The organism is Roseobacter sp. AzwK-3b (assembly GCF_000170875.1).
GTDB lineage: Bacteria > Pseudomonadota > Alphaproteobacteria > Rhodobacterales > Rhodobacteraceae > Roseovarius > Roseovarius litoreus.
In genome coordinates, this window is record NZ_ABCR01000001.1 from 485,385 (window position 1) to 507,771 (window position 22,387).

21 protein-coding genes are annotated in these 22,387 nt (G+C 60.4%); 12 read left to right on the plus strand and 9 right to left on the minus strand.

All coding sequences use genetic code 11. The annotated features are described in order from the left end of the window. From dnaQ to RAZWK3B_RS02210, 4 genes are read right to left on the minus strand one after another with little or no spacing between them, the layout of a single operon-like run. Positions 1–735 (minus strand): DNA polymerase III subunit epsilon, encoded by a 735-nt coding sequence (gene dnaQ / locus RAZWK3B_RS02195; RefSeq protein ID WP_007811809.1) that lies wholly within the window; start codon positions 733–735, stop codon positions 1–3. Next, positions 728–1,321, minus strand: coding sequence for a dephospho-CoA kinase (gene coaE, locus RAZWK3B_RS02200; RefSeq protein ID WP_007811810.1), 594 nt, complete (start codon positions 1,319–1,321; stop codon positions 728–730). The genes dnaQ and coaE overlap by 8 nt, the downstream gene beginning before the upstream one ends. Beyond that, a complete protein-coding gene (locus RAZWK3B_RS02205) occupies positions 1,318–2,151 on the minus strand; it encodes a shikimate dehydrogenase (protein ID WP_007811812.1) in 834 nt (277 codons plus the stop codon). The genes coaE and RAZWK3B_RS02205 overlap by 4 nt, the downstream gene beginning before the upstream one ends. Further along, a complete protein-coding gene (locus tag RAZWK3B_RS02210; RefSeq protein ID WP_007811814.1) occupies positions 2,148–2,744 on the minus strand; it encodes a Maf family protein in 597 nt (198 codons plus the stop codon). Before RAZWK3B_RS02210 ends, RAZWK3B_RS02205 begins: the two co-directional genes overlap by 4 nt. 411 nt (positions 2,745–3,155) lie before the next feature. On the opposite strand from RAZWK3B_RS02210, the gene hemJ reads away from it, so the two are divergent. From hemJ to RAZWK3B_RS02245, 7 genes are all read left to right on the plus strand, one after another. Continuing rightward, a complete protein-coding gene (hemJ, locus tag RAZWK3B_RS02215; RefSeq protein ID WP_007811816.1) occupies positions 3,156–3,605 on the plus strand; it encodes a protoporphyrinogen oxidase HemJ in 450 nt (149 codons plus the stop codon). A gap of 130 nt (positions 3,606–3,735) precedes the next feature. Next, positions 3,736–5,007 (plus strand): transcription termination factor Rho, encoded by a 1,272-nt coding sequence (gene rho, locus RAZWK3B_RS02220; protein ID WP_007811818.1) that lies wholly within the window; start codon positions 3,736–3,738, stop codon positions 5,005–5,007. Positions 5,008–5,032: 25 nt separating this feature from the next. After that, a complete protein-coding gene (gene mnmE / locus RAZWK3B_RS02225; protein WP_007811820.1) occupies positions 5,033–6,319 on the plus strand; it encodes a tRNA uridine-5-carboxymethylaminomethyl(34) synthesis GTPase MnmE in 1,287 nt (428 codons plus the stop codon). 12 nt (positions 6,320–6,331) lie between these two features. Continuing rightward, a complete protein-coding gene (gene mnmG / locus RAZWK3B_RS02230) occupies positions 6,332–8,194 on the plus strand; it encodes a tRNA uridine-5-carboxymethylaminomethyl(34) synthesis enzyme MnmG (RefSeq protein ID WP_037294792.1) in 1,863 nt (620 codons plus the stop codon). Continuing rightward, positions 8,191–8,802 (plus strand): 16S rRNA (guanine(527)-N(7))-methyltransferase RsmG, encoded by a 612-nt coding sequence (gene rsmG, locus RAZWK3B_RS02235; protein ID WP_007811825.1) that lies wholly within the window; start codon positions 8,191–8,193, stop codon positions 8,800–8,802. Before mnmG ends, rsmG begins: the two co-directional genes overlap by 4 nt. Further along, positions 8,795–9,604 (plus strand): ParA family protein, encoded by an 810-nt coding sequence (locus RAZWK3B_RS02240; protein ID WP_007811827.1) that lies wholly within the window; start codon positions 8,795–8,797, stop codon positions 9,602–9,604. The genes rsmG and RAZWK3B_RS02240 overlap by 8 nt, the downstream gene beginning before the upstream one ends. Before the next feature lie 15 nt (positions 9,605–9,619). After that, positions 9,620–10,528, plus strand: coding sequence for a ParB/RepB/Spo0J family partition protein (locus RAZWK3B_RS02245; RefSeq protein WP_007811828.1), 909 nt, complete (start codon positions 9,620–9,622; stop codon positions 10,526–10,528). Between the two features lie 6 nt (positions 10,529–10,534). Here the strand turns inward: RAZWK3B_RS02245 and hemW are convergent, their stop codons facing one another. Genes hemW through rph form a run of 3 tightly spaced genes read right to left on the minus strand, consistent with a single transcriptional unit; the run spans position 10,535 to position 13,002 of the window. Further along, entirely contained in the window at positions 10,535–11,692 is a 1,158-nt protein-coding gene (hemW, locus tag RAZWK3B_RS02250; RefSeq protein ID WP_007811829.1) for a radical SAM family heme chaperone HemW, read from the minus strand. Next, on the minus strand, positions 11,685–12,293 hold the full coding sequence (rdgB, locus tag RAZWK3B_RS02255; protein ID WP_007811830.1) for an RdgB/HAM1 family non-canonical purine NTP pyrophosphatase: 609 nt from the start codon (positions 12,291–12,293) through the stop codon (positions 11,685–11,687). The genes hemW and rdgB overlap by 8 nt, the downstream gene beginning before the upstream one ends. Then, positions 12,286–13,002 carry a ribonuclease PH gene (gene rph, locus RAZWK3B_RS02260; protein ID WP_037294795.1) on the minus strand — a complete coding sequence of 239 codons (717 nt, stop codon included), beginning with the start codon at positions 13,000–13,002 and terminating at the stop codon, positions 12,286–12,288. Before rph ends, rdgB begins: the two co-directional genes overlap by 8 nt. 123 nt (positions 13,003–13,125) lie before the next feature. On the opposite strand from rph, the gene hrcA reads away from it, so the two are divergent. Both hrcA and RAZWK3B_RS02270 read left to right on the plus strand, forming a co-directional pair. Then, positions 13,126–14,190, plus strand: coding sequence for a heat-inducible transcriptional repressor HrcA (gene hrcA / locus RAZWK3B_RS02265; RefSeq protein WP_037294972.1), 1,065 nt, complete (start codon positions 13,126–13,128; stop codon positions 14,188–14,190). A 9-nt stretch (positions 14,191–14,199) separates the two neighbouring features. Then, positions 14,200–14,760 carry a nucleotide exchange factor GrpE gene (locus RAZWK3B_RS02270; protein WP_007811833.1) on the plus strand — a complete coding sequence of 187 codons (561 nt, stop codon included), beginning with the start codon at positions 14,200–14,202 and terminating at the stop codon, positions 14,758–14,760. 26 nt (positions 14,761–14,786) lie between these two features. Here the strand turns inward: RAZWK3B_RS02270 and mutS are convergent, their stop codons facing one another. After that, positions 14,787–17,396, minus strand: a complete 2,610-nt coding sequence (gene mutS, locus RAZWK3B_RS02275) for a DNA mismatch repair protein MutS (RefSeq protein WP_007811834.1) — start codon at positions 17,394–17,396, stop codon at positions 14,787–14,789. 167 nt (positions 17,397–17,563) lie between these two features. On the opposite strand from mutS, the gene RAZWK3B_RS02280 reads away from it, so the two are divergent. Further along, positions 17,564–19,819, plus strand: a complete 2,256-nt coding sequence (locus RAZWK3B_RS02280) for an NADP-dependent malic enzyme (RefSeq protein WP_007811835.1) — start codon at positions 17,564–17,566, stop codon at positions 19,817–19,819. Between the two features lie 7 nt (positions 19,820–19,826). Here the strand turns inward: RAZWK3B_RS02280 and msrA are convergent, their stop codons facing one another. Further along, positions 19,827–20,489, minus strand: coding sequence for a peptide-methionine (S)-S-oxide reductase MsrA (gene msrA, locus RAZWK3B_RS02285; protein WP_007811837.1), 663 nt, complete (start codon positions 20,487–20,489; stop codon positions 19,827–19,829). A 181-nt stretch (positions 20,490–20,670) separates the two neighbouring features. On the opposite strand from msrA, the gene RAZWK3B_RS02290 reads away from it, so the two are divergent. Continuing rightward, positions 20,671–21,579: a D-amino acid aminotransferase gene (locus RAZWK3B_RS02290; protein ID WP_007811839.1), complete on the plus strand. Its 909-nt coding sequence runs from the start codon at positions 20,671–20,673 to the stop codon at positions 21,577–21,579. A gap of 27 nt (positions 21,580–21,606) precedes the next feature. After that, a complete protein-coding gene (locus tag RAZWK3B_RS02295; protein WP_007811840.1) occupies positions 21,607–22,320 on the plus strand; it encodes a sulfotransferase-like domain-containing protein in 714 nt (237 codons plus the stop codon). Positions 22,321–22,387 lie beyond the last annotated feature (67 nt).

The window sequence follows — 22,387 nt, forward strand, 5'->3', positions numbered from 1 at the left end:
CTATCCCAGCTTTTTCCAAAGCGACCCGTCGCCCATGGTTTCGATGAAAGCCGCATGGGCGGCGGCCTCGGTCTCGGTGATGCGGGGTGGCAAGGGCTGTGGCCGTGGCTTTGGCCGCCATCCGATATCGGTCTCGGCACTGCCCGATTGCGCCACAGGATGCGCCGACAGTGCGAAATCCGGCTGGCGGCCGCCGATCAGCTCCAGATAGACCTCCGCCAGAATTTCGGAATCCAGAAGCGCGCCATGCAATGTCCGCGCGGTGTTGTCGATCGCGAACCTCCGGCACAACGCATCAAGCGACGCGGGCGAGCCGGGAAATTTCTGCCGCGCGATTGCCAGCGTGTCGATCGCCTGCTCCCAAGGCAAAAGCGGTAGCTTCAACCAACCCAGCTCGGCATTCAGAAACTTCATGTCGAACGCCGCGTTGTGGATCACAAGCTTTGCATTCCCCACGAACTCGATGAAGGCATTCGCCACATGGTCGAACGGCGGCTTGTCCCTCAGCGTGATCTCTCCGGGGCGCGGGGGGCGTGGTGCGTCCAGAAGGTCGGGACCGATCCCATGCACCTCGAACGCCTCTTGTGGCATTCCGCGTCCGGGATTGATGTAATGATGAAAGGTCCGCCCCGTGGGCATGTGGTTGTAAAGCTCCAGCGCCCCGATCTCGACGATCCTGTCGCCTTGCTCCGGGTCGAAGCCGGTTGTTTCCGTGTCCAGAACGATCTCACGCATGGGCCAGCTTGCTCCTGATGTCGCTGACCACATCCTGAACCTGTTTGCGCGCAGCCTCAAGCGTATCGGTCTTGATGACATAATCAGACCGGCGGCATTTTTCCTCCGCCGGCATCTGTTTGTCCCGGATCGCTTCGAATTGTGCTTGGGTCATGGTGCCCCGCTCCATCACGCGGGCGCGCTGCACCTCTGGCCGGACAATCACGCAGGCAATGGCATCGACCTGCGCTTCATTGCCTGTCTCGAACAGCAGCGGAATATCCAAAACCACGATATCCGCCGTCGAGCCAGCGATGAATCTGGCGCGATCCTCTGCGACCAGCGGGTGAACGATCGCCTCGATCCGTCTCAAGGCAGCAGGATCATCGGATATGATCTCTTTCAGCCGCGCGCGCGACACCGCGCCATCCACTACCGCTTGCGGAAAGGCGTTTTTCATGGGGGCAACCGCCGCGCCGCCCTTGGCGTAAAGCCGGTGCACCGCCGCATCTGCATCCCACAGGTCGCAGCCCTCGTCGGCAAACATGGCAGCCGTTGTCGATTTGCCCATGCCGATCGACCCGGTCAGACCCAGAACAAAGCTCATCGCAAGGCCGCTGCCCGTGTCGCACTATCCACCACAGGCCGCACCCCGAACCAGCGCTCGAACCCCGGAACCGCCTGATACAAAAGCATTCCCAGCCCATCGACCGTCACGCAACCGGCCTCTTCCGCCTCGGCCAGGAGACGCGTTTTCAGTGGCGCATAGACAAGGTCCGTCACCACCGCATCCTTGCGCAGCCCATCCAGCGGCACCCGCAGGGGCGGCTTTCCGATCATGCCGAGCGATGTGGTGTTCACCACCGTTACCGCCTCTTCCAGCATATTGCCGGCCTGCACCCAATCCACCACCGTCAGCCGCTTGCCGAAATCGGTTTTCAGTGCTTCGGCGCGCACCCGGGTCCGGTTGGAAATCAGGATTTCGGGCACGCCCGCATCCAGCAATGACGCAACCACCGCCCGCGCAGCACCACCAGCCCCCAAAACCGCGGCGGGCCCTGCTTTCGGGTCCCAATTCGGCGCATTTTCACGCAGGTTCTGAATAAACCCATAGCCATCGGTGTTATCGGCATGTATCCGGCCATCCTTGCGGAAAATCAGCGTATTCGCCGCACCGATCAAGGTCGCCCGATCCGTCACCAGATCGGCGAACTCCATCACCTTTTCCTTGTGGGGCACCGTCACGTTCAGGCCAACAAACCCCATTTTCGGCAGCGTGCGCAGCACGGTCTCAAGATCGTTGGGGCTGATATCCATCGGAATGTAATGCCCCCTCAGCCCGTTCACCTTCAGCCAGTGACCATGCAGTTGCGGTGACTTGGAATGCGCGATCGGCGATCCGATCACCCCCGCCAACGGGATTTTCTCCATACTCATCCTTCCAGATCTCCTCGCACCGTCAAATAGGACAAAAGCTCCAGCAACGGCAAACCAAGAACCGTGAAATAATCGCCCTGTATCTGCGCAAAAAGCCTCACGCCTTCCTCTTCCAGCTTATAGGCGCCGACCGAATGTCTGATACTGTCCCAGTTCCGCGCCACATAGTCGTCCAGATAGCCATCCGACACCGGCCGCATCACCATGCGAACAACCCCCACATGCCGCCAGATCGGCCGTCCCTCTTCGCAGATCACCGCGGCAGACAGCAATTCATGCCGTTTGCCGCGCATCCGTGCCAGTTGGTTGCGGGCGTCCTCGGGGGTGTCCGGCTTGCTCAGGATATCACCCTCGAAACTCAGAACCTGATCGCATCCGATCACGAGGGATCTTGGATGCTTGGCGCTGATCTTCTGGGCCTTCATCTCGGCCAGCGCATCGGCGACGTCCCTCGGCGGCGCGGCATCGGCCTGCATCGCGCGGCGCAACGCATCCTCGTCAACGCGCGCAGGAACCGCCGTCACCTCGACCCCGGCGTTGCGCAGCAGGGTCAGCCGTATCTCGGATCCCGACGCAAGGATGATTTCCGTCATCTTGTGGACAACCTCTTGGATATCTTAACGAAGGTTTAAGAACTGATCGGCGAGAAATCCATCCCCGACGAGGAGTCCGGGCGTCTCCCGTCATCTCGCGCGAAAACGCTTCCGTTGATCCGCAGGGGATATGAATAAGTAAGTCCGCTGAATAACCCAAGTCGATCTGCATCTGTCCTCAAGTTATTCTTCTGTCATTGTCTGTCTTAAGTATCTGATAGTAAATGTTTTAATAGCTTTGAACGCAATATTCGCAAATTAATTAACGGTTTTATCCACACGGCTCCGGGTCTGTTCATAACCATGTGACAAACCGCTAATCCACAGGATCAAGGCTCCCCTACGTCAAATAATCACCTTTTTAATCTTTATTTTTATTTATAGAGAAGACAGCGAAGAAAGAGGCCCTTGATGAGTGATATCCTGATCGTGCTCTATCCGTGGAGCAAAGCGTTCCATATCATGTCCGTCATCTCATGGATGGCGGGGCTGTTCTATCTGCCACGTCTGTATGTCTATCATGTCGAGCAATCCTCTCCCGGTGATAGCCGCGATGAAGTGTTTCAGACGATGGAGCTGAAGCTGCTGCGCGTCATCATGACCCCGGCAATGATCGCGTCTTGGGTCTTCGGCCTGATGATGGTGTTCACACCTAGTATCGTCGATTGGTCCACGATCTGGCCCTATGCCAAGGGTGGGGCCATTCTGGCGATGACGTGGTTTCATCATTGGCTCGGTCTGCGGCGCAAGGATTTCCTTGCCGGGCGCAATCAACTGACCGGCCGTCAGTACCGCATGATGAACGAGGTGCCGACCGTTTTGATGGTTGTGATCGTGCTCGCCGTCATCATCAAATTCTGAGCATCGTTGACTCGAGCATGCGCTATGCGTATGTAGCGCCCAAGCACCCGTCCGGGTGACCCGTTTCCAATTCATGACGACGACATGACGCTTTGCAGTCGCAGGCTTGTCGTGCCCAAGGATTTCCCCCATGTCCGAAGACCGTTTGAACCTGTGTGATCTCAAGGCGACCAGCGCCAAGGATCTGCTTGCCATGGCCGAAGAGCTTGAGATCGAGAATGCCTCGACCATGCGCAAAGGCGAGATGATGTTCCAGATCCTCCGCGAGCGCGCGGATGAAGGTTGGACCGTGTTCGGCGATGGTGTGCTCGAGGTGCTTCAGGACGGTTTCGGGTTCCTTCGATCTCCCGAGGCGAATTACCTCCCCGGTCCCGATGATATCTATGTTTCGCCCGAAACGATCCGTCAGTTCTCCCTGCGCACCGGTGACACGATCGAAGGTGAAATTCGTGCCCCCGAGGAAAACGAGCGCTATTTCGCTCTGACCACGGTCAAGCAGATCAATTTCCAGGATCCTGAGCGGGCCAAGCACAAGATCGCTTTCGACAATCTGACACCGCTCTATCCCGATGAGCGTCTCAAGATGGAAGTTGAGGATCCGACCATCAAGGATCGCTCGCCGCGCGTGATCGACCTGGTGGCGCCCATCGGCAAGGGTCAGCGGTCGTTGATCGTGGCCCCGCCGCGCACGGGTAAGACGGTTCTCTTGCAGACCATCGCTAACAGCATCGAAAAGAACCATCCCGAGTGTTATCTGATCGTCCTTCTGATTGACGAACGTCCCGAAGAAGTCACCGACATGCAGCGCTCGGTAAAAGGCGAAGTCATCAGCTCGACCTTCGATGAACCCGCGGCGCGCCACGTGGCTGTTGCTGAAATGGTCATTGAAAAGGCCAAGCGTCTTGTCGAACATAAACGAGATGTTGTTATTCTTCTCGATTCGATCACAAGACTTGGTAGAGCTTATAACACCGTCGTTCCGTCCTCGGGCAAGGTTCTGACCGGCGGCGTTGATGCAAACGCGCTTCAGCGTCCCAAGCGGTTCTTCGGTGCGGCCCGGAATATTGAAGAAGGTGGCTCACTCACCATCATTTCCACCGCGCTGATCGACACCGGCAGCCGCATGGACGAGGTGATCTTCGAGGAATTCAAGGGAACCGGTAACTCGGAAATCGTGCTCGATCGCAAGATTGCCGACAAGCGCGTGTTCCCGGCCATCGACATCCTGAAATCCGGCACACGGAAAGAGGATCTGTTGATCAACAAGGTCGATCTCCAGAAAACCTTTGTGCTGCGGCGGATTCTGAACCCGATGGGAACCACCGACGCCATCGAATTCCTTCTCTCGAAGCTCAAGCAAACCAAGACCAACACCGAGTTCTTCGATTCGATGAACACCTGATACCGGCCTTCTTGGGGGCAACGCTATGGATACGATCTACGCCCTGTCGACGGCGCAGGGCAAAGCCGGTGTTGCGATCATCCGTGTGTCGGGCCCTCTGGCGTTCGGCGCGGCGCAGGCACTCGCCGGGGCCGTCCCCTCTCCTCGCGAAGCCAGCCTGCGCATTCTGCGCGCCCCGGATGGCATGCGCCTTGATGAAGCGCTGGTCCTGACCTTTGCGCAAGGGCACAGCTTCACGGGCGAGGATATCGTCGAGTTCCATGTTCATGGCAGCACAGCCGTTGTGGCCGCTGTCCTTGACGCGCTGTCCACGCTCGATGACCTGCGCCCGGCCGAACCGGGCGAATTCACCCGGCGTGCTTTGGAAAACGGTTGCCTCGATCTGGCTCAGGTCGAAGGGCTTGCCGATCTGATCGATGCCGAAACCGAATCGCAGCGCCGACAGGCGCTTCGTGTTCTCTCCGGTGATCTTGGAAAGCGGGCTGAAACCTGGCGAACATCATTGATCCGCGCCGCCGCACTTTTGGAAGCGACAATTGATTTCGCCGACGAAGATGTGCCGGTTGATGTCTCCCCCGAAGTGACAGAGCTGGTGACCAGTGTCACCAATGACCTCGAGCGTGAAATCACTGGCGTGACAACCGCTGAACGGATTCGCTCTGGTTTCGAAGTGGCGATTGTCGGCGCACCCAATGTGGGCAAATCTACCCTGCTCAATGCTCTGGCGGGCCGCGATGCCGCCATCACCTCCGAAGTTGCCGGCACCACCCGCGATGTCATCGAAGTCCGTATGGATCTAGGCGGTCTGCCCGTGACGCTTCTGGACACGGCTGGCATCCGCGAAACCGATGATATCGTCGAATCCATCGGGGTCGAGCGCGCGCTTGCCCGTGCGCAAGCGGCTGACCTGCGGGTTTTTCTTGTCACGGGGGGCGATACGCCCGATCTCAACCCCGAACCTGACGATATCGTTTTGAACGCCAAGGCAGATCTCTCCGATAACCCGGCCAATGGCATATCCGGCAAAACCGGGCTCGGCGTGTCCGACCTGATTGCGCGGATCACGGCGATCCTGTCAAAGCGCGCCTCGGGCGCCGGTCTTGCCACCCGTCTGCGCCACAAACAGGCGATGGAGCGTGGCCGTGCTGCGCTGCAGTCGGCTCTTGCCCTGTTGCCCGAAGGCGAAGACACCGCAGATATCACCGCCGAAGAAATTCGAACCGCTATCCGCGCGCTTGATTCTCTGGTAGGACGCGTCGATATCGAGAACATCCTGGACGAAATCTTCGCAAGCTTTTGCCTTGGGAAATGAGGAGTGTTTCACGTGAAACATTTTGATGTCATCGTGATCGGTGGCGGTCACGCCGGATGCGACGCAGCATGCGCCGCAGCACGCGTCGGCGCGCGCACAGCCCTTGTGACCCTGAACAAATCGGGCATCGGCGTCATGTCCTGCAACCCGGCCATCGGTGGACTTGGCAAGGGCCATCTGGTCCGCGAAATCGATTCGCTCGACGGCGTCATGGGGCGTGTCGCCGACAAGGCCGGCATTCAGTTCCGCCTGCTCAACCGCCGCAAAGGCCCTGCCGTCCAAGGCCCGCGCGCCCAGGCGGATCGCAAACTCTACCGTGAGGCGATGCTCTCCGAGATCGAAAATCAACCCGGTCTGAGCATCATCGAAGGTGAGGCCGCTGATGTCCTGATGAACGGCGAGCGCGTCACCGGCATCGTTCTCGCCGACGGAAGCGAGATTTCCGCAGGCGCGGTCGTCCTGACAACCGGCACGTTTCTGCGCGGTGTTATCCATATCGGCGACGTGTCCCGACCCGGGGGGCGCATGGGCGACAAGCCCTCGATCAAACTGGCCGAGCGGCTGGACAGCTTTGCGCTCAAACTTGGGCGGCTCAAGACCGGCACGCCGCCGCGGCTCGATGGCAAGACGATTGACTGGGACAGTCTTGAAAAACAGCCCGGCGATGATGACCCCGTGCTGTTCTCGTTTCTCTCGGACGCGCCCACCGCGCGGCAGATTTCCTGCGGGATCACCCACACAAACGAGCAAACGCACGCCATCATTCGCGATAACCTTGATCGATCCGCGATGTATGGTGGCCATATCGACGGCGTTGGCCCTCGTTACTGCCCCTCGATTGAAGACAAGATCGTGCGCTTTGCGGACAAGACCTCTCATCAGATCTTCCTTGAGCCCGAGAGCCTGTCCGATGACCTGATTTATCCCAACGGGATCTCGACCTCCCTTCCGGAAGATGTGCAGCAAGATTATGTCCGTTCGATCGCGGGGCTGGAACATGCCGTGATCGTGCAGCCGGGCTATGCCATCGAATACGATTACGTCGATCCGCGCGCCCTTGACGCCACGCTCGCGGTCAAGGCCGTTCCCGGTCTTTACCTCGCGGGTCAAATCAACGGCACAACCGGGTATGAAGAGGCGGCGGCCCAGGGTCTTGTCGCCGGGCTGAACGCCGCGCTTGCGGCGCAAGAACGTGATCCCCTGCTCTTCAGCCGCTCGGACAGCTATATCGGCGTCATGGTTGACGACCTGATAACCCGTGGCGTGTCCGAACCCTACCGCATGTTCACCTCCCGCGCCGAGTTTCGCCTTTCCCTGCGCGCCGATAACGCCGATCAACGCCTGACGCCGCTTGGGATAGCCACGGGCCTTGTCGGTCCGCAACGCAGCCAGGCTTTCGCCCAAAAGATGGAACGCCTCGACGCCGCCCGCGCGCGTCTTGACGCGGCCAGCTTCACGCCCCGCGACCTGATCAAGACCGGACTGAAAATCAATCAGGACGGCTCGCGCCGCACCGCTTTTCAGCTGCTCGCCTTCCCGGATATCGACTTTTCGCACCTGCTCACGCTGGATCAGACATTGGCCGATATCGACGAAGCCTCACGGGCGCAGCTGGAAAAGGATGCGCTTTATGCGAATTACATCCAGCGTCAGAACCGTGACGTGGAAATGATGAAGCGCGACGAGGCACAGGAAATTCCCTCTGACCTCGATTTTTCTACGATCGATGGGCTGTCGAACGAGCTCAAGACCAAACTTACCGCCGCCCGCCCCGCGAATCTGGCGCAAGCCTCGCGCATTGATGGGATGACGCCTGCAGCGCTGACGTTGCTCATGTCCCGCCTGCGCCTGCGCAAGCGTGAAAAAACTGCATGAGCGATGCGGCTGATCTGAATGTTTCACGTGAAACAGTGGAGCGTCTGACCATCTACGAGGCGCTGCTGCGCAAATGGACGCCGCGGATCAATCTAGTGGCGCGCTCCACGCTCCCCGACCTCTGGCAGCGCCATTTCGTTGATTCCATTCAGATTTACGATCTCGCGCCACATCCAGTCGATCACTGGGTTGATCTTGGGTCCGGCGCCGGCTTTCCCGGTTTGCTGATGGCCATTCTCTCGCTTGAAACAGGGTCACCCAAGCGCACGACCCTGGTGGAAAGCGATGTTCGTAAATGCGTGTTTCTCAACACCGTGATCCGCGAAACGGGTGCGCGCGCCGATGTCATCAATGACCGGATCGAAAATATCCCGCCCCTTGAGGCAAATGTCCTGTCAGCCCGTGCGCTGGCCGATCTGACAACGCTGCTTGGCTTTGCCGAACGGCATATGCGTCCCGATGGGACGGCGATCTTTCCAAAGGGCGAAAACTGGCAAAAAGAGGTCGAGGCTGCGCAAACAGCTTGGACCTTCTCGCACCGGCTTGCTAAAAGTAAAACTGAAACCGGCCCAGTTATCATGACCATTACAGGAGTCGCCCGTGTCTGATCCGACCCGCCCTCGCGGACCCAAGATCATTGCCGTTGCAAACCAGAAAGGCGGCGTTGGAAAGACCACGACGACAATAAATCTGGGTGCTGCACTGGCCGAAGCCGGGCAAAAAGTCCTGATCATTGACCTCGACCCGCAGGGAAACGCCTCGACCGGGCTTGGAATCGACGCGTCGGACCGTGAACTCACCACATACGAGCTTCTTCTCGAAGAAATTGATCTTTCAGAGGTCGTGCAGGAAACCGCCTTTGACAACCTGCTGATCGTTCCCGCAACCGTCGATCTCAGCTCGGCGGATATGGAGCTGATCGCAACCGAAAAGCGCAGCTTTCTTTTGCATGACGCCCTTCGCCAGACCGCAATGGACGATTACGCCATTGATTACATACTCATTGATTGCCCTCCGTCGCTCAACCTTTTGACAGTCAACGCGATGGTTGCCGCCCATTCGGTGCTGGTGCCGCTTCAAAGCGAGTTTTTCGCGCTCGAAGGCCTGTCACAGCTGATGCTGACCATTCGCGAGGTCCGCCAGACCGCCAATCCTAATCTGCGTATCGAAGGCGTCGTGCTGACGATGTTCGACGCCCGTAACAACCTTTCGTCGCAGGTCGAGCAGGATGCTCGCGATAATCTTGGCGCCCTGGTGTTCCAGACGCGCATCCCCCGGAATGTCCGCGTCAGCGAGGCGCCCTCCTACGCGGTGCCGGTTCTGCAATATGATTCGGCGTCCAAGGGGGCGCAGGCTTACCGCGATCTGGCGCGGGAATTGATGTCCAATCAGACGCGCGCCGCTGCGTAATCACAGGAGCTTCGGATGACTGACAAGAAAACCAAACAGCGCGGTTTGGGCCGTGGGCTGTCCGCGCTCATGGCCGACGTGAACGAAGACAAGACAACCGCTTCTGAAGCCCCGAAGCCGGCGGATCGCACTGTTCCGATTGAGAAAATCCGCCCTAACCCCGATCAGCCGCGCCGCAGCTTCGACAAGGACAAGCTCGATGATCTGGCTGCGTCCATCAAGGAAAAGGGCATCATCCAGCCCCTGATCGTGCGTCCCGTGCCCGGCGACGATACCGCGTTCGAGATTGTCGCGGGTGAACGCCGCTGGCGCGCGGCTCAAATGGCCAAGCTGCATCAGATCCCTGTTCTGGTTCGCGACTTCAACGATACCGAAGTGCTGGAAATCGCCATCATCGAAAACATCCAGCGCGCCGATCTCAATCCCGTGGAAGAGGCCGCCGGTTACAGCCAGCTGATGGACAAATTCGGCCACACGCAGGAAAAACTGTCCGAGGTTCTGGGCAAAAGCCGCAGTTACATCGCCAATTCGGTCCGCCTTCTGACTCTCCCCGAAGAGGTTCAGGCCTATCTCCGCGACGGTCGCCTGAGTGCCGGGCATGCCCGCGCTCTCATAACCGCCGAAGATGCTGCAGCTCTGGCGCTTGAGGTCATCAAAAAAGGTCTCTCTGTTCGCGAAACCGAAGCGCTGGTCAAGAAGTCGATCAGCAACATCTTTGCCGATCCCGGCAAAAAGAAGAAGCCGTCGAAATCGGTGGAAAAAGACGCTGATACCAAGGCGCTCGAGGGCGATCTGTCGGCCAATCTGGGTATGACCGTCCGACTGGATCACAAGCCGGGGCAGGAAAAGGGCCAGATGACCATCACTTACGAAACCCTCGATCAGCTCGACACCCTGTGCCGTATGCTGAGTACCGGCGACTGACCTCTCTCACTCCACCAGCAAGTCCCGCAAAACCGCGTTCAGCACTGGCCTACCCTGCTCGGTAACCCATACCCGCTGTCCGTTGCTTTCGATCATCCCAAGCTCTCGCAACTCGATCAGCTTTTCCTCTGACAACGCCTCGCCTGCCATCGCCTCATAACGCACAACATCTATGCCTTCACGAATTCGCAACCCCATCATGAGGTATTCAGCCGCCTGATCCTTGGGATCAATCGCTTCGCAGCTCTTCTCGGATTGCCCCGCATCTACTGCGCTCAGCCACCGATCGGGGTTCGACCACGCCTCGGTCGCATGGCGCTGACCATCCAGCGTCACTCGCCCATGCGCTCCCGGGCCGATGCCAACATAATCCCCATAGCGCCAGTAAATCAGGTTGTGCCGCGATTCAGCGCCCGGTTTGGCATGGTTCGACACTTCATAAGCGTCCATGCCCGCGCCCGCACATATCTCTTGCGTCGCCTCATACATATCCGCGGCGGCATCTTCGGCCGGCAACCCCTTCAGCCCGCCCCGCGCATAGCGATCCGCAAAGGCAGTGCCCTGTTCGATGGTCAGCTGATACAGCGACAGATGATCCACCGCCATTTCCAACGCTTCACCAAGCTCGGCCCGCCATGCCTCAACCGTTTGATCCTGTCTCGCATAAATCAGGTCGAAACTGACGCGATCAAAGTTTTTCCTTGCAATATCATGGGCTTGACGTGCCTCGGCCAAGCTGTGTATCCGGCCAAGACGGCGCAAATCCTCGTCGTTCAACGCCTGAATACCCATCGACACCCGCGACACACCGGCCTCCGCATATCCCCGAAAGCGACGCGCCTCCACCGATCCCGGATTCGCCTCAAGCGTCACCTCCAGATCATTCGCCTGCGGCCAGCTTTGCCGCACGCGCTCAAGAATGGCGGCGACCACATCGGGATCCATCAGGCTGGGCGTTCCACCGCCAAGGAAAACTGAGTTCAAAACCCGTCCCGGCAGCATCCCGGCATAGCGGTCGATCTCGTGCAAATAGGCTCTAAGCCAGCGGGATTGATCGATGTCGCGGCTCACCTGGCTGTTGAAATCGCAATACGGGCATTTGGCCTCGCAAAACGGCCAGTGCAGGTAGAGGCCAAAGCCCCCCTGTTGCCAATCCTCAGCCAAAACAGCCCTTTACAAGCTTGGCAAAGGCATCGGCCCGGTGGCTGATCCGGTTCTTTCCCCAGCGATCCATCTCGCCGAATGTCTGCTCATACCCGTCAGGCTGAAAGATCGGATCGTATCCGTGCCCCTCATGCCCTCGCATCGGCCAGACGATCCGCCCCTCGACCGTTCCGGGGAACACCTCGTCATGCCCATCGGGCCACGCCAGCACCAAAGTACAGCAAAACCGCGCTGTCCAGGGTTGCGGCGCACCGCTTTCCACCAGCCGGTCATGCGTCTTGCCCATCGCCATGATGAAATCGCGACCCGTCTCTGTTTCGGCCCAATTCGCGGTAAACACACCCGGCGCGCCATCCAGCGCGTCCACCTCGATCCCAGAATCATCCGACAGCGCAGGCAGACCCGTGGCCTTGGCCGCCGCATGGGCCTTGATCCGTGCATTGCCCACGAAACTCGTCTCGGTTTCCTCCGGCTCGGCCAGTCCCTTTTCCGCGGCGCCCACCACCTTGACGCCAAAAGGCTCCAGCAGGCTGGCGATTTCTTCCAGCTTGCCGGAGTTATGGGTCGCAACCAGCAGGGTATCGCCCGTGAATTTACGCATTCACCGCCGCCTTTTGCGCCGCAACCAGCTCGGCCACGCCCTTTTCCGCCAGATCCATCAGCAGATTCATCTGATCCCGGCTATAGGTCGACCCCTCGGCGCTCATCTGCACCTCGATCAGCCGCTTGCTCCCGGTCATGATGAAATTCCCGTCCACACCGGCTTCGCTATCCTCGGGATAATCCAGATCAAGCACAGGCTGACCGGCGTAAATTCCACAGCTGACCGCCGCCACCGGATCAACAAGCGGATCGCTGATCACGTCGCCTGCCTTCATCAGCTTGTTGACCGCAAGCCGCAGCGCGATCCAACCGCCGGTGATCGCTGCACAGCGCGTGCCGCCATCGGCCTGGATCACATCGCAATCCACCGTGATCTGACGCTCACCCAAAGCAACCCGATCGACACCCGCGCGCAGCGACCGCCCGATCAGTCTCTGAATCTCGACGGTGCGCCCGCCTTGCTTTCCCGCAGTCGCTTCGCGCCGCATCCGCGACGAGGTCGAGCGCGGCAGCATCCCGTATTCCGCCGTGACCCAGCCAAGCCCGGTGCCCTTCATGAAGGGGGGCACACGCTCTTCAAGACTGGCGGTGCACAGTACATGCGTGTCTCCGACACGGATCATGCACGACCCCTCGGCATGTTTCGTAACATCCGTTTCGATTGAAACGGGGCGCATTTCACTTAAGTCTCTACCCGAGGGGCGCATGTTGTCATCCTTTTAACAATTCGTCCCGTGGATACAGTCCGTGTCACGCAGATAGCAACCCCGATTGACCTTTTCCACAAGCCGTCTTTAATGACGGACCATACCCAAAACGGCCTGACCATCATGAATGACCAAGGCAAAATTCTGGAAGAGATGAATGAACGCTCCCGCGAGGTGTTTCGACGGGTCGTGGAAAGCTATCTGTTATCGGGTGCGCCCGTCGGCTCGCGCACTCTGACCCGTGATTTCAGCGAAAAGGTCAGCGCGGCAACAATCCGCAACGTGATGCAGGATCTCGAATATCTCGGCCTGCTGGAAAGCCCGCATATCAGCGCCGGTCGCGTCCCTACACAGACCGGTTTGCGCATGTTCGTCGATGGTCTGCTCGAGGTGGGCGACCTGCAAAGCACCGACCGCGAGATGATTGACGCCACCCTTGGCAGCAATTCCAAGGATGTGTCCGGTATCCTCGATCGGATCGGATCCGCCCTGTCGGGCGTCACCCATGGCGCCTCTCTCGTTCTGGCGCCCAAGCGCGAAGCGCCGATCAAGCATATCGAATTCGTCAGTCTGGCGCAGGATCGCGCGCTCGTGGTGCTGGTCTTTGCCGATGGCCATGTCGAAAACCGCATCTTCACGCCGCCTCCGGGCCAAACGCCCAGCTCGATGCGCGAAGCGGCCAATTTCCTCAACGCACTGGCCGAGGGGCGCACGCTTAGCGAGCTTCAGCGCGTTATTTCCAAACAGATTGTCGAACGGCGGCAGGAAATCGACAAACTGGCGCGCGATCTGGTGGAAAGCGGTCTGGCCGTCTGGGATGGCGAGGGCGACACCTATGAGCGCCTGATCGTTCGGGGCCGCGCGAATCTTCTCGATGCCGAGACCGAAGAACAGGATCTGGACCGCATCCGCACCCTCTTTGACGATCTCGAACGCAAGCGCGACATCGCAGAATTCCTCGAACTGGCCGACGAGGGCGAGGGTGTGCGCATTTTTATCGGCTCCGAGAACAAACTTTTCTCACTTTCGGGTTCCTCTCTGGTGGTCTCTCCTTATATGAACGCTGACCGAAAGATCATTGGTGCGGTGGGCGTCATCGGTCCCACCCGCCTGAACTATGGCCGCATCGTGCCGATCGTGGACTACACGGCGCAACTGGTCGGAAAACTGATCGCGGACCGGAGCTAGAGGTGAAATATGGCAGAGCCGAAGAACGAAGATTTCCTTGACGACATCGAACAGGCCGAGGCCGAGGAACACGCCCTCGCCAACGAGGAGATCTCGGATACAGACGCCGAAATCGAAACCCTGCGCGCCGAACGGGACGCGCTGCAGGACAAGTTCATGCGTGCGCTCGCGGATGCCGAAAACGCCCGCAAGCGTAGCGATAAAGACCGCCGCGAGGCCGAAAACTACGGTGGCTCCAAGCTGGCCCGCGACATGCTGCCGGTCTACGACAACATGAAACGCGCGCTCGAAGCCGCCACCGAAGAGCAGAAACAGGTTTCCGCCGCCCTTCTCGAAGGTGTCGAACTGACGATGCGGGAATTGCTCAACGTCTTCTCGCGCCACGGCATCACCCGGATTTCGCCCGAAGTCGGCGACAGATTCGACCCCCAGCAGCACGAAGCGATGTTCGAAGCGCCGCTTCCCGGCACCAAGGCGGGCGATATCATACAGGTGTCGACCGAAGGGTTCATGCTGCACGACCGTATCCTGCGCCCCGCGCAAGTCGGCGTGTCCTCGAACCACGGCTAAGGATTGGGTCGGGCCCCCGGCCCGGCCTAGCCCTGCACAAGCCCCTTCAATTCATAAATCAGATCCAGCGCCTCGCGCGGGGTCAATTCGTCGGGCAGGATATCAGCCAGCCGTTTCTCCACACCTGACTCCCGGATGACCTGCGGTGGCGGGGCTGGCACGGCGGAAAACAGCGGCAGATCGTCGATCAACGCCTTTTGCGCCGTTCCCCCCTCGCGTTCGCCCTTTTCCAGCGCATCCAGAACCACCCTCGCCCGAGCCACCACCGTCTCTGGCAGTCCCGCCAGCTTGGCCACCTGCACGCCATAACTGCGATCCGCCGCACCGCGCCGCACCTCGTGCAGGAAAATAACGTCGCCATCATGCTCCTTGACGCTGACCGTGGCGTTATCCACCCGGTCCAGCTTGTCGCTCAGGTTGGTCAGCTCGTGATAATGCGTGGCAAACAGCGCCCGACAGCGGTTGATCTCGTGCAGATGCTCCAGCGTGGCCCAGGCGATGCTCAACCCGTCATAGGTCGCCGTGCCGCGCCCGATCTCATCCAAGATAACCAGCGCATGATCGTCCGCCTGATTGAGGATCGCGGCGGTTTCCACCATCTCCACCATGAAGGTCGACCGCCCCCTTGCCAGATCATCACTCGCGCCAACCCGGCTGAACAACTGGCTCACCATCCCGATATGCGCCGCCCTTGCCGGCACAAAGCTGCCCGCCTGCGCCAGCAGCGCAATAAGCGCGTTCTGCCGCAAAAACGTGGATTTACCCGCCATGTTCGGCCCGGTCAGCAGCCAGATATCATGCGCAGTCCCCAGATCGCAGTCATTGGCGATGAACGGCTCTCCGGATTTGCGCAGCGCCTGTTCCACCACCGGATGCCGTCCGGCCTCGATATCCAGCGCCCGGCTGGCATCCACCTTGGGCCGCGTCCAATCCTCACCGCGCGCCAGATCGGCCAGCGCGGTGGCCAGATCCAGCTCCGCCAATGCGCTTGCGGCCTGTGACACCGCGTCGGAGCTTTCAAGAATGGCCGCTTTCAAGCTGTCATAGAGCCGCTTTTCAATCTCAAGCGCCCGACCCCCTGCATTCAGGATACGGGTTTCCATCTCGCTCAGCGGCACCGTCGTGAAACGCACCTGATTGGCCGTGGTCTGCCGGTGCTTGAATGTCTCGTTCAGCGGCCCCGACAGCATCTTGTCCGCGTGAACGCTCGTCACCTCGACGAAATAGCCCAGCACGTTGTTATGCTTGATCTTCAGGCTCTGAATCCCCGTCAGGTCCACATATTCCGCCTGCATCCCCGCAATCACACCGCGCCCCTCGTCGCGAAGTTGCCGTGCTTCGTCCAGCTCCTCATCGAAACCGGGTGCGATGAACCCCCCATCACGCACCAGCATCGGGGGCTCCGCCACCAATGCCTGCTCCAAAAGGTCCAGCACGCTCTCATGCCCGCTCAGCGCCGTCACCGCCTCGGCCATCAACCGTGGCAGTTCGTGGCCCTCGGCCATATCGGCAATAGCGCCCGCCTGTTCCAGCCCGTTGCGGATCGCCGCCAAGTCGCGCGGCCCGCCCCGATCCAGCGCCAACCGTGACAGCGCCCGGTCCAGATCGGGCACCTTGCGCAAGGCCGCGCGCAAATCCTCGCTGAATCGTCTCTGTTCCACCGCAAAACCCACGGCATCCAGCCGGTCTTGTACAATCTCAAGCACTAGGCTTGGGCTCGACAGCCGCCGTTCCAGCAATCGCCCACCGCCAGCCGTGACTGTCCGATCCACCGCCGACAAAAGCGATCCGGCCCGCCCGCCGCCAAGCGCCTGCGTGATTTCCAGATTGCGCCGCGTCGCCGCGTCGATCTGCATGACCCGCGCTTGCGCCTCGCGCTGCGGTGGCCGCAACAAGGGCAGCTTGCCGCGCTGGGTGATCTCCAGATATTCGACGATCGCGCCCATCGCTGCCACCTCGGGCCGCGTGAACTGCCCATACGCCTCCAGAGTGCCGACATCGAACAGATCGCAAAGCCGCTTTTCGCCACCCGCACTGTCAAAGGCCGCGCGCCCCAACTCGGTGACCGCAGCCCCGGATTCAGTCACTATGTCACCCAAATCCGCCTGATCCCCATCGGCCAGAACCACCTCTGACGGCGCTAGCCGCGCCAGCTCCGGGCCAAGCCGCACCTCGGTCAAAGGCATGACGTGGAAACTTCCCGTGGAAATATCGACCCACGCCAGCGCCCCGTCGCCGCGCACGCGTGCGAAACTGGCCAGATAATTGTGTCGCCGTGCCTCCAGAAGGCTTTCTTCGGTCAAGGTGCCGGGCGTCACCAGCCGCACGACCCCGCGCTTGACCACCGATTTCGAGCCGCGTTTCTTGGCCTCCTCCGGGCTTTCAAGCTGTTCTCCCACAGCCACCCGAAACCCCTTGCGGATCAGCGTCAGCAGGTAATTCTCGGCTGAATGCACCGGCACCCCGCACATGGCGATATCCTCGCCCAGATGCTTGCCGCGCTTCGTGAGCGCGATATCCAGCGCCTCTGCGGCGGCCACAGCATCGTCAAAGAACAACTCATAGAAATCGCCCATCCGGTAGAACAGCAGCGCCCCCGGATATTCTGCCTTGATCTCAAGGTATTGCGCCATCATCGGCGTTACGGCGGATGTCTCGGTCGTCACGTGCGCCCCCCGGCTTGGTTGGTTCAAACCTTACAAAGCCCGCAAGCCGCCGGAAACCCGAAAACGAGTTGCAGTTGAGACCGTGGCAAACCCCCGCTATGACGATGCAAATCACTCAAACAGTGCAAGGCCGTAGCATGTCCAGACCCAGATACACCCGCGAAGAGGCGCTTGCCTTTCATCTCGAACCCACCCCCGGCAAGTTCGAGATTCAGGCCACCGTGCCGATGACGACACAGCGGGATCTGTCGCTGGCCTATTCCCCCGGCGTTGCCGTGCCCTGCGAGGAAATCGCCGCCAACCCGGAACTCGCCTATGACTACACCAACAAGGGCAATCTGGTGGCGGTGATCTCCAACGGCACGGCGGTTCTGGGTCTTGGCAATCTGGGCGCGCTCGGCTCCAAACCGGTGATGGAGGGCAAGGCCGTGCTCTTCAAGCGGTTCGCCGACGTGAACTCCATCGACATCGAGCTCGATACCGAAGACCCCGAGGAATTCATCAAGGCCGTGCGCCTCATGGGGCCGACCTTCGGGGGCATCAATCTCGAAGATATCAAGGCGCCCGAATGTTTCATCATCGAGCAGACGCTCAAGGAACAGATGGACATCCCCGTCTTTCACGACGATCAGCACGGCACCGCCGTGATCTGTGCCGCCGGTCTCATCAACGCGCTGCATATCTCGGGCAAGAAGCTCGAAGAGTGCCGGATCGTGCTGAACGGTGCCGGCGCTGCGGGCATCGCCTGCATCGAATTGCTGAAATCCATGGGCGCGCGCCCCGAAAACTGCATCGCCTGCGATACCAAGGGCGTGATCTATCAGGGCCGCACCGACGGCATGAACCAGTGGAAATCGGCCCATGCCGTCAAAACCGATCTGCGCACGCTCGAAGAGGCCATGAAAGGCGCCGACGTCTTTATCGGCGTGTCGGTCAAGGGCGCCGTGACCCAAGACATGGTCGCCTCGATGGCCGACAACCCGGTGATCTTCGCCATGGCCAACCCCGATCCCGAAATCACTCCCGAAGAGGCGCATGAGGTCCGCGTCGATGCCATCGTCGCCACTGGCCGGTCGGATTATCCCAACCAGGTCAACAACGTCCTTGGCTTCCCCTATCTCTTCCGTGGCGCGCTCGATGTGCATGCCCGCGCCATCAACGACGAGATGAAGATCGCCTGCGCCGAAGCCCTGGCCGAACTGGCGCGCGCCGATGTCCCCGACGAGGTCGCGATGGCTTACGGCCGCAAGCTTTCCTTCGGGCGCGATTACATCATCCCCACCCCCTTCGATCCGCGTCTGATCCATACCGTGCCGCCCGCCGTGGCCAAGGCCTGCATGCGCACCGGCGCCGCCCGCCGTCCAATCGTCGACATGGACGCCTATGAGCAGTCGCTCGCCGCCCGCATGGATCCCACCGCGTCGATCCTGCGCTCGATCAACGCCCGCGCCCGCAACGCCCAGGCCCGCATGATCTTTGCCGAAGGCGACGATCCCCGCGTGCTGCGAGCCGCCGTGCAATATCAGCGCTCGGGTCTCGGCAAGGCGATCGTCGTGGGCCGCGACGATGACGTGAAAGCCAAGCTCGAGGCGGCTGGCCTCGGCGATGCCGTCAGCGAGATCGAAGTCACCAACGCCGCCAAAAGCGACCGTCTGGATGAATACAAAGAGTTTCTCTACACCCGCCTGCAGCGCAAGGGCCATGACCGGCAGGACATTCACCGCATGGCCGCGCGGGACCGTCACGTGTTCTCGGCGCTGATGCTGGCCCATGGCCATGGCGACGGTCTCGTGACCGGCGCCACCCGCAAATCCGCCCATGTGCTCGAACGCATCAACCATGTGTTCAACGCCGATACCGCGCATGGCGTCGCCGGTGTCACGGCGCTTCTGCACAAGGGGCGCATCGTTCTGATCTCGGATACGCTGGTGCATGAATGGCCCAACGAAGAGGATCTGGCCAATATCGCAACCCGTGCCGCCGGCGTCGCCCGCCATCTGGGGCTTGAGCCGCGCGTCGCCTTCGTCAGCTTCTCGACCTTCGGCTATCCGCGCTCGGAACGGGCCGAGAAAATGCACCTTGCTCCCGATGTGCTGGCCCGTCGCGGCGTGGATTTCGAGTTCGAAGGCGAAATGACCGTCGATGTCGCCCTAAATCCCCGCGCGCAGGACGCCTATCCGTTTCAGCGCCTGACCGGCCCGGCCAACATCCTCGTGGTTCCGGCCCGGCATTCGGCCTCGATCTCGGTCAAGCTGATGCAGGAAATGGCCGGCGCCACGGTGATCGGCCCGATCCTCGCCGGTCTCGACAAATCGATTCAGATTTGTTCGACCAACGCCACCGCCAGCGACATTCTCAACATGGCGGTGCTGTCGGCCTGCAAGGTGGGGTAATCCCGGTTCAGTTCACAAACGGCGCGGCCTGCCCCCAAAGCGCCTTCACCCGGGCGTCCCGTCCGCAGGCCGTGCGATACCGTTCATAGGCGGCCGCCTGTGATTTCGGTCCGAACCGCGTCAGGATCAGCTTGTCACCCTTGTAGTAATCCTGGTGATACGCTTCGGCCTCGTAAAACGGTCCGGCCTCGAGGATCGGGGTCACGATCTGCTGCCCAAGCGCCTTTTCGGCCTCGGCCTTGGCGGCGTTCGCAGCCGCCTTTTCCGCCTTATCAGAGACGAAAATCGCCGTGCGATAGCTGTCTCCCCGATCGCAGAACTGCCCGCCCGCATCGGTCGGATCGACCGAGCGGAAAAACAGGTCATAAAGCTGCCGTGCCGACACTTTCGCCGGATCGTACATGATCTCGACCGCCTCGTAATGCCCGGTGCCACCACCCACAACCTGCTTGTAGGTGGGGTTCTTCACCGTGCCGCCGGTATAGCCCGACACCACCTCGTGCACGCCCTCGACCTTCTCGAAATCGGCTTCGACACACCAGAAACAGCCGCCCGCGACAGTCAATGTCTCGGTCCCGGCCGCCTTGGCCTGATTGACCTCGACACCGATGCCGATCGCGATCAGAATCGCCAGCGCACCGGCTTTTATGGTTCTGCGACGTAACCCCATCGGGATACCCTCCTCGTTTCAACAGGCCCACCTTGGCCCATCACCCCCCACACGGCCAATTCACCCCCGCGTGATGTCACATCCAGTTGATCCGAATTTACGGCTTGAACCATTTTTCCGCCTCTTTAGCCTGCCTTTGAAACAAAAGCCGCGCTTCGGCTGTAACACTCAAAAGGCCCCCATGACCGATCACCAGACCACGCACCAAGCCGAAGAAGACGCCCGGAACGAGGATATCCTCATCTGGCTCAACGGGCACATCGTCCCGAAACAGGCCGCCACCGTCAGTGTCTATGACAGCGGCTTCATGCTGGGTGACGGCGTCTGGGAGGGTCTGCGCCTCTATAACGGCACATGGGCCTTTGCCGATGAACATCTCGACCGCCTGTTCGAGGCCGCCAAAGCCATTGATCTCGATATCGGCATGACCCGGGAACAGGTGTTTCAAGCCGTGTTAGACACACAAAAGGCCAATGACATGCACTCTGACGCCCATGCGCGCCTGATGGTGACGCGCGGCGTGAAAACCCGCCCGTTCCAGCACCCCTCGCTCAGCCGTCAGGGGCCGACAATGGCCATCATCATGGAGCATTCCAGGCCCAAGATCGCCCGCCCCATCCGTCTGGCGACCGTGCCGCATATCCGCGGCCTGCCCATGACGCAGGATCCCAAGCTGAACTCCCATTCCAAGCTCAATTGCATCCTCGCCTGCATCGCCGCCGAAAAGGCCGGCGCCGACGAGGCGCTGATGCTCGATATTCATGGCTTCGTGAACACCACCAACGCCTGCAACTTCTTCATCGTGCGCAAGGGCCAGGTCTGGACCAGCACCGGGGATTACTGCATGAACGGGATCACTCGGCAAAAGGTGATCGATCTGTGCCGCGCCAACAATATCCCCGTGTTCGAGCGTAACTTCTCGCTGGTCGATACCTATGGAGCCTGTGAGGCGTTTCTCACCGGCACATTCGGTGCGCAAACCCCTGTGTCCGAAATCGACGGGCGTGCCATTGGTGATGCAGCACCCGGCCCCGTCACAACCCGTATTCAACAGCTCTACAAGGCTCTGATTCACCACGAAACCGCCTGATCGGCCCCGGCCCAAGGAACTCTCCCGATGCGTCTTGCCATGTGGTCCGGCCCCCGCAACCTCTCGACTGCGCTGATGTATGCATTCGGTGCGCGCCGTGATTTCGCGGTGATGGACGAACCGTTCTATGCCGCCTATCTCGCACTGACCGGGCTCGATCATCCGATGCGCGATGCAATCATCGCCTCCCAGCCCACCGATCCCGCCCGTGTCGTGGATCACCTGCTTGGCCCGATCCGCGATGGCCGTCCGCATCTCTACCAAAAGCACATGTCCCAGCACATGATCCCCGGCATTCCGCGCGACTGGATCGCCGATGTGACCAACGTGTTTCTCATTCGCCACCCTGCCCGTGTGGCCGCCAGTTTCTCTGCCAAATACGATGATCCGTCTCTTGCCGATATCGGGTTCATCCAACAGCAAGAGCTTTACGAAACCCTAACCGCAGCGGGCGTTGCGCCCGTGGTGATCGACTCCGCCGATATCCGCCGCGATCCGGCGGGCAAGCTGCAGCAGCTTTGTGCTGCCATCGGTCTTGAATGGGATCCCGCCATGCTGTCATGGCCTGCGGGCGGTCATCCCTCTGATGGGGTCTGGGCCTCGCATTGGTATGGGTCGGTTCACGCCTCCACAGGCTTCGCCGGACCCGAGGGGGACATTCCCGATCTCGACGGTCCGCGCGCTGCCCTGGCGCGGGCCGCGATGCCGGCCTATGACCGGCTTCGCGCCGTCGCGATCTGATGATTTGTGTACAGGATGGACACAAATTCCAGATCGCGACCCTCGTTTGGTCCTGAATGCGCGTAGG